This window comes from Synechococcus sp. R55.7, assembly GCF_047461955.1.
In the GTDB taxonomy this organism is placed as follows: Bacteria; Cyanobacteriota; Cyanobacteriia; order Thermostichales; family Thermostichaceae; genus Thermostichus.
In genome coordinates, this window is the sequence record NZ_JANSIC010000129.1 from 1,519 (window position 1) to 7,463 (window position 5,945).

Annotated in this window: 6 protein-coding genes; 1 reads left to right on the plus strand and 5 read right to left on the minus strand. The window is 59.3% G+C overall.

The window, feature by feature from the left end:
* The 3 genes from NW820_RS08130 to NW820_RS08140 form a co-directional block, all read right to left on the minus strand.
* On the minus strand, nt 1-518 hold a 518-nt coding region (locus NW820_RS08130), incomplete at its 3' end, for an ABC transporter permease (RefSeq protein WP_414407198.1).
* Nucleotides 508-2,070 (minus strand): ABC transporter ATP-binding protein, encoded by a 1,563-nt coding sequence (locus tag NW820_RS08135; protein WP_414407199.1) that lies wholly within the window; start codon nt 2,068-2,070, stop codon nt 508-510. The genes NW820_RS08135 and NW820_RS08130, both read right to left, overlap by 11 nt.
* Nucleotides 2,042-3,070 (minus strand): BMP family protein, encoded by a 1,029-nt coding sequence (locus NW820_RS08140; protein ID WP_099812061.1) that lies wholly within the window; start codon nt 3,068-3,070, stop codon nt 2,042-2,044. The genes NW820_RS08135 and NW820_RS08140 overlap by 29 nt, the downstream gene beginning before the upstream one ends.
* A gap of 401 nt (nt 3,071-3,471) precedes the next feature.
* On the opposite strand from NW820_RS08140, the gene NW820_RS08145 reads away from it, so the two are divergent.
* Entirely contained in the window at nt 3,472-4,842 is a 1,371-nt protein-coding gene (locus NW820_RS08145; RefSeq protein WP_414407200.1) for an amidohydrolase family protein, read from the plus strand.
* On the opposite strand, the gene NW820_RS08150 is transcribed toward NW820_RS08145, so the two are convergent.
* Both NW820_RS08150 and NW820_RS08155 read right to left on the minus strand, forming a co-directional pair.
* Nucleotides 4,750-5,208, minus strand: a complete 459-nt coding sequence (locus tag NW820_RS08150) for an FxLYD domain-containing protein (protein ID WP_414332474.1) — start codon at nt 5,206-5,208, stop codon at nt 4,750-4,752. The genes NW820_RS08145 and NW820_RS08150 overlap by 93 nt on opposite strands.
* A 31-nt stretch (nt 5,209-5,239) precedes the next feature.
* Nucleotides 5,240-5,902, minus strand: a complete 663-nt coding sequence (locus NW820_RS08155; RefSeq protein WP_414407201.1) for a 5-formyltetrahydrofolate cyclo-ligase — start codon at nt 5,900-5,902, stop codon at nt 5,240-5,242.
* Nucleotides 5,903-5,945: the final 43 nt, after the last annotated feature.

A 5,945-nucleotide genomic window follows, 5' to 3' on the forward strand; every position in this document is an offset into this window, starting at 1 on the left:
AGAGCCAGAGGATCTTTGAGGGGGCCTTCCAGGAGATAGCTGATCCCAAGAAGAATGACAAAATTGAGCAGCAAGGTGGTCACCACTTCGTCCACCTGGAACTGGGTCTTGAGCCAGGCCGGGATCCACAGCAACAGCCCTCCGGCAATCCAGCCCGCCAGCAGCAGCACCAGCACCAACCACGGGCGCGGCAGCGAAAGCCCAGCGGTGCCCAAGAGGCTGGCAACCAGAGCCCCGCCATAAAACTGGCCTTCTGCACCGATGTTCCACAACTTGGCCCGAAAACACACCGCCACCGCCAATCCCGTCAGGATCAGGGGAATGGCCCGCGTCAAAGTTTCGCTCAGGGCAAAGGGGGATCCCACCGCTCCCCGCAGCAAAGCTCCATAGGCTGCCAAAACCGGGGATCCCGTCCACAGGATCAGCAGGCTACAGGAGAGGAAAGCCAGGACAATGGCTGCCATCGGCGCACTCAGGATCAGCCAGAGGGGCACCGTGGAACGAGGTTCAACACGCATCGGCCACCTCCTGCCCGGCCATGCGCAACCCCAAGGCGGTCACCGTTGTGGTTTGGGTCGGGACTGCCGAGGAAAGCCGACCGCGATAGAGCACCGCCACCCGATCGGCCAAACTCAGCAATTCATCCAAGTCTTCAGAAATGAGCAGGATCCCGGCTCCAGCTCGGGCTGCTGCCAGCAGTTGGGCATGCACGTAAGCCACAGCCCCCAGATCCAGTCCCCGCGTCGGTTGGTGAGCCACAATCACCTGGGGATCCCGACACAGCTCCCGCGAGAGGATCACTTTTTGCATATTTCCGCCGGACAGCAGTTGCACCGGCATCTGGAGCGCCCGCCAGGGATCCCCCCTCTGGAGCCCCCGCACATCGTAGGTCTGTAGCCAGGTGTGGGCCTGCTGATAGATTTGGCGGTGACGCAGGATCCCCCACCGCGAGAATTCGGGATCCCGATAGCGCTCGATGACCCAGTTTTCCCATAGGCTAAGGGAACCAATCAGCCCAGTTTTGTGGCGGTCTTCTGGGATCCGGGCCATGCCTTGCCGCACCATCTCAGCAGGAGAGATCAGCCGCAGGACTCGGCCATGCAGATGCAGATGACCTTGGTGGGGCCGGATCACCCCACAGACCAGATCTGCCAGAACGGATTGCCCATTGCCCGCCACCCCGGCAATACCCACGATTTCGTGACGCCGCACCGTCAGAGAAACCTGCTCCAGATGCTGCTGCCCTGCCCGACAGGAGACCTGCTGCAGCTCCAGGATCGTCTCCCCAACAGACAAGGGCGCTTTGACCACCGCCGCCAACCGCTGCCCCACCATCGCTTCCGCCAGAGTTGTGGGATGGATCTCAGCCGTCTTGCCCGCCATCACCACCCGCCCTGAGCGCAGCACCATCACCCGGTCACTGATGCGCATCACCTCCTGGAGCTTGTGGGAAATCAGCAGGATCCCCAGCCCGCGACCGGCCATCTGCCGTAGGGTGTGAAAAAACGGCTCAATTTCCGGTGGGGTTAACACCGCTGTGGGCTCATCCAAAATCAGGATCCGCGCCCCTCGATACAGCACCTTGAGGATCTCCACCCGCTGCCGCTCCCCCAAGGTTAGAGATCCCACCAGAGCATCGGGATCCACGGCCAACCCCAATTCCTCAGCTAGCTTTTGGATGCGCCGCCGTCCCTCTCGCCGCCGAGACCACAGGTGCCACAGGGGCTGAGTGCCCAGCAGAATGTTGTCCAGCACCGACAGATTATCGGCCAAGACCACATGCTGATGCACCATGCCTATCCCTGCCGCCAGGGCAGCCGCCGGGGATCCCAGCTTGAGGGGCCGACCAAACACCCACACCTGACCCTGATCGGGAACATAGTGCCCAAACAGGATGTTCATCAGTGTCGTTTTGCCCGCCCCATTTTCCCCCAAGATGGCCAGAATCTCCCCGGCCCGCAGCTCAAGATCAATCTGGTCGTTGGCCAGCAGAGCACCAAAGCGCTTGGTGATGCCCACCACCTTCAGAGCCAAAGGCGCGTCAGAGGGTGGACTTGGGTTCGCTATCATCGATGGCTACAACAAAAGACCCTGCCAGAATCTCTGCCTGCCTCTGCATCACCTTAGCTTTCAGTTCAGCCGGAACCTTGTCGGCGAAGGTTCCCCAGTCGGAGAGGCTGGATCCCCCATATTTCATCATGCTGTAGATCCCGTAGTCCTCTGCCTTAAATTCTCCGGCCTTCACCGCGGCAATGGCTCTGTCGATGGTGGGTTCCATGTGCCACAGGGCGCTGACCACCACCGTTTCCGGGTAGTCCGGCTGGGTATCGATCACATTGCCGATGGCCAAAACGCCCCTCTCTTTAGCGGCATCAGATACCCCAAACCGCTCTGCATAGAGGATATCTGCGCCGGCATCAATTTGGGCAAAAGCCGCCTCTTTGGCTTTGGGGGGATCAAACCAACTGCCGATAAAGGTGACCAAAAACTTCACCTCCGGCTGCAGTTCCCTCGCCCCTGCCATAAAAGCATTCATGAGGCGGTTCACCTCTGGAATGGGATAGCCCCCCACCATGCCGATGATTTTGGAGCGGGTCAGCCCCCCGGCCACCATTCCCGTCAGATAGGAAGGCTCGTGGATGTAGTTGTCAAACACGGCAAAATTGCTCAGGGCAGGATCCGGCTTGAGGCTGGATCCCATCAAAAAGCTGACCTTGGGATAGTCTTTGGCTACTTCCCGCGCTTCCCGCTCCACCCCGAAGACCTCACCCACCAGCAGTTGGACGCCGCTCTCGGCATACTGACGCAGCACCCGTGGGTAGTCGGTGTTGGAAACTGACTCCGACCAGGTATAGTCAATATCCCCCCGCTTCTGGGCAGCCATCAACGCTTTATGGATCCGGCTCACCCACTGCTGCTCAATGGGAACCGTATAAACCCCGGCCACCTTCAGCTTGGTTCCTTGGGCCACCGCGGCATCGCGAACCAACCAGCGGCTCCCCATCAGGCCAGCCACAAAAGCCCCAGAACGCAGGCAGAAGTCCCGCCGGGAGAGTTCTAAACGTGCCATAGTCGCTTCTGTTGAGGTTACTTCGAGATCGGGTTACTGCTCGGCTTATCCTAAGGGGGAGATCCCTGAAAATATGTATCCTGAAATACAATTTTTTGAGAAGGAGCTTGTTTGTAATGGACAACGAAGTTTCGCTGACGGTTGGAATGGATGTAAGGGCCAAGTCCTCTCAAATCAGCTCTCGATAGATTATCCCTCTGACTACTTGGTTGATATCTTGCACAACCGGATGCTGTTGGGGACTACAGCCCTCTTTTATAAAGTGAGCAATAACCCAATCAACTGGTTTCCTAAATTCGGGCTTTGAGGTAATTTAAGACATCTTTATCTGATTTGGCCTATCATTCAGTCAACTGTAGTTGCTTCTTTCCATCCTAAGTTCAAACAAATAGCCACAACATATGGATCTCATTTTGCGCCGGGCCAATTTGCCGGATGGCCGCAAGGGAATCGATATCGGTATCCAGGGGGATCGCATTGTGGCTCTGGAAAACAACTTGCAAGCCACTGCCCCCCAAGAAATTGATGTCAGCAACCGCTTGGTGTCGCCCCCCTTCGTGGATGCCCACTTTCACATGGATGCCACCCTCACCTATGGGATCCCGCGCGTCAACCAGTCGGGCACCTTGCTAGAAGGGATCGCCCTCTGGGGGGAGTTGAAGCCGCTGTTGACCCCCGAGGCAGTCATAGAGAGGGCCTTGACCTATTGCGACTGGGCAGTGGCGCGTGGGATCCTGGCCATCCGCACCCATGTGGATGTGTGCGATCCCAACCTGTTGGCGGTGCGGGCGCTGCTGGAAGTCAAGCAAAAAGTGGCTCCCTACTTGGATTTGCAACTGGTGGCCTTTCCTCAGGATGGCTACTATCGCTCGCCAGGGGCGGTGCAGCTTCTGGAGAAGGCTCTGGATTTGGGGGTGGAGGTGGTGGGCGGGATCCCCCACTTCGAGCGGACGATGGCCGAGGGAGCAGCTTCGGTGCGGGCCCTATGTGAAATTGCAGCAGCGCGGGGTCTGCGGGTGGATCTGCACTGCGACGAGACCGACGATCCGCTTTCGCGCCATGTGGAAACCTTGGCCTACGAAACGCTGCGGCTGGGCTTGCAGGGGCGGGTAGCCGGATCCCATCTAACTTCCATGCACTCGATGGACAACTACTACGTCAGCAAACTGATCCCCCTGATGGCCGAGGCAGAGCTGGGGGTGATCGCCAACCCGCTGGTCAATATGGTCATCCAAGGTCGCCACGACACCTACCCCAAGCGGCGGGGGCTGACCCGGGTGCCCGAGCTGATGGACGCAGGCTTGACGGTAGCCTTTGGCCAGGATTGCGTGATGGATCCCTGGTACCCTTTGGGCAGCGGCAACATGCTGGAGGTGGCCCACATGGCCATCCACGCCGCCCAACTGACTGGCTATGAGCAGATGCGCCAGTGCTTTTTGGCGGTAACAGAAAACCCGGCCCGCATTCTGGGGTTGGAAGGCTACGGCCTAGAACCCGGTTGCTATGCCGATCTGGTGGTGCTCCAGGCTGCTGATGCCGTCGAAGCCATTCGCCTGAAACCGGCTTGCCTGTATGTCTTCCGCCGGGGCCGGCTGATCGCCCAAACCCCGCCTGTGGTTGCCCAGCTCCATTTGCCTGAGCGCCCCACCCAGGTGGAGTTCAGCCGCCAGCTTTGGACCTCATCGGCGCACGGTACCGCTGAAGCCGCTGGCCTTGAATTGCTCCAGGGTGAGGGGCAGGGGGCTGGTTATGGGCACCGAGATGCGAATTGAAAAAGGGCTCTCGCCGGGAGGAACTTCTGCAATGGCCCCCAGGCGGGTACGCTCCGGCAGAACCTCGTTGCCGTTGGCATCGTAAAGCCGACCGAAGACATCCGCGTTCAGCAGGGTATTTTTGGAGCGGTTGACCACTGTGCCTTCGACGAACAGGCACCTGGCCGGTATGGGGTTGCCGTTGCTGGTCACCAGGTTGGTGTATTCGGGGGTATCGGGACAGGGGGTGACGTGGAGATCCTTCAGTTGCAGGGGGATCGCCCCAAAGCCCATCAAGAGCACCGCCAATGCCACACAGCCAAAGCTCATGCAGACAAGACGCAGCTTTTGGGTTAGCCACTGCGCCGGCTTCCAAACTTGGCTCATCGTTTTTCCTCCAAGGCCCACCCTCTTTAGTCTAGGGGATCCCCGTCTCGTAGAACCTCTCCTCGGTTTGGATCCCATCCAGGCGCTGATCCCAAGGATCCTGAGGCAGGGGCTGCTCCAGCAAGCAGGCTTGGGGGAGGATGCCCCACTTGGGCACACTGGGATCCGGCAAAGCGGCCAAAAAGCGGTCGTAATAGCCGCCGCCATAGCCCAAACGCCTTCCCCACCGATCGCAGGCCAGGGCGGGCACCAGGATCAAATCCGCCTTGCCAGGGTCGATAACTGTGCTGCCGGGAGAAGGCTCCAGCAAGCCCCAGCAGTTGGGGACAAGCTCAGCCGGCTGGTAGCGGTGCCACTGCATTTGCCGCCGCGGCAGACAACGGGGGATCCCCCACTGCTTCTCTGGAAAAAGGGCAAACAGGGATCCCAAGTCCACCTCGGAGCCGAAGGCCACATAGGCCAGGATGGTTTTGGCGGCCAAAAGTTGGGGGCAAGAGGCCAAATGAGCCACGATCTTCTGGCTGATAAGGGATCTGTCCAACCTCTGCCGTAGCTGGCGAAAGTGCTGGCGCAGGCGAGCTTTTTCTAGGGCAGGATCTGCTGCCAGAGAACTGGGCCGCCAAGAAGAAGACAGTTCCGGGGAAGGGAGTTCCTGCACAAGCCCAATGCCGCTTGGATATTCGGTCTGATACATTTACGCTGAACACTGCTGAACATCACTGTTCAACTATGCAGCG

What these genes read in the sequence shown, in the direction of transcription:
- NW820_RS08135 (WP_414407199.1), bottom strand. Translation starts at nt 2,070, where the DNA reads ATGATAGCGAACCCAAGTCCACCCTCTGACGCGCCTTTGGCTCTGAAG.
- NW820_RS08140 (WP_099812061.1), bottom strand. Translation starts at nt 3,070, where the DNA reads ATGGCACGTTTAGAACTCTCCCGGCGGGACTTCTGCCTGCGTTCTGGG.
- NW820_RS08145 (WP_414407200.1), top strand. Translation starts at nt 3,472, where the DNA reads ATGGATCTCATTTTGCGCCGGGCCAATTTGCCGGATGGCCGCAAGGGA.
- NW820_RS08150 (WP_414332474.1), bottom strand. Translation starts at nt 5,208, where the DNA reads ATGAGCCAAGTTTGGAAGCCGGCGCAGTGGCTAACCCAAAAGCTGCGT.
- NW820_RS08155 (WP_414407201.1), bottom strand. Translation starts at nt 5,902, where the DNA reads ATGTATCAGACCGAATATCCAAGCGGCATTGGGCTTGTGCAGGAACTC.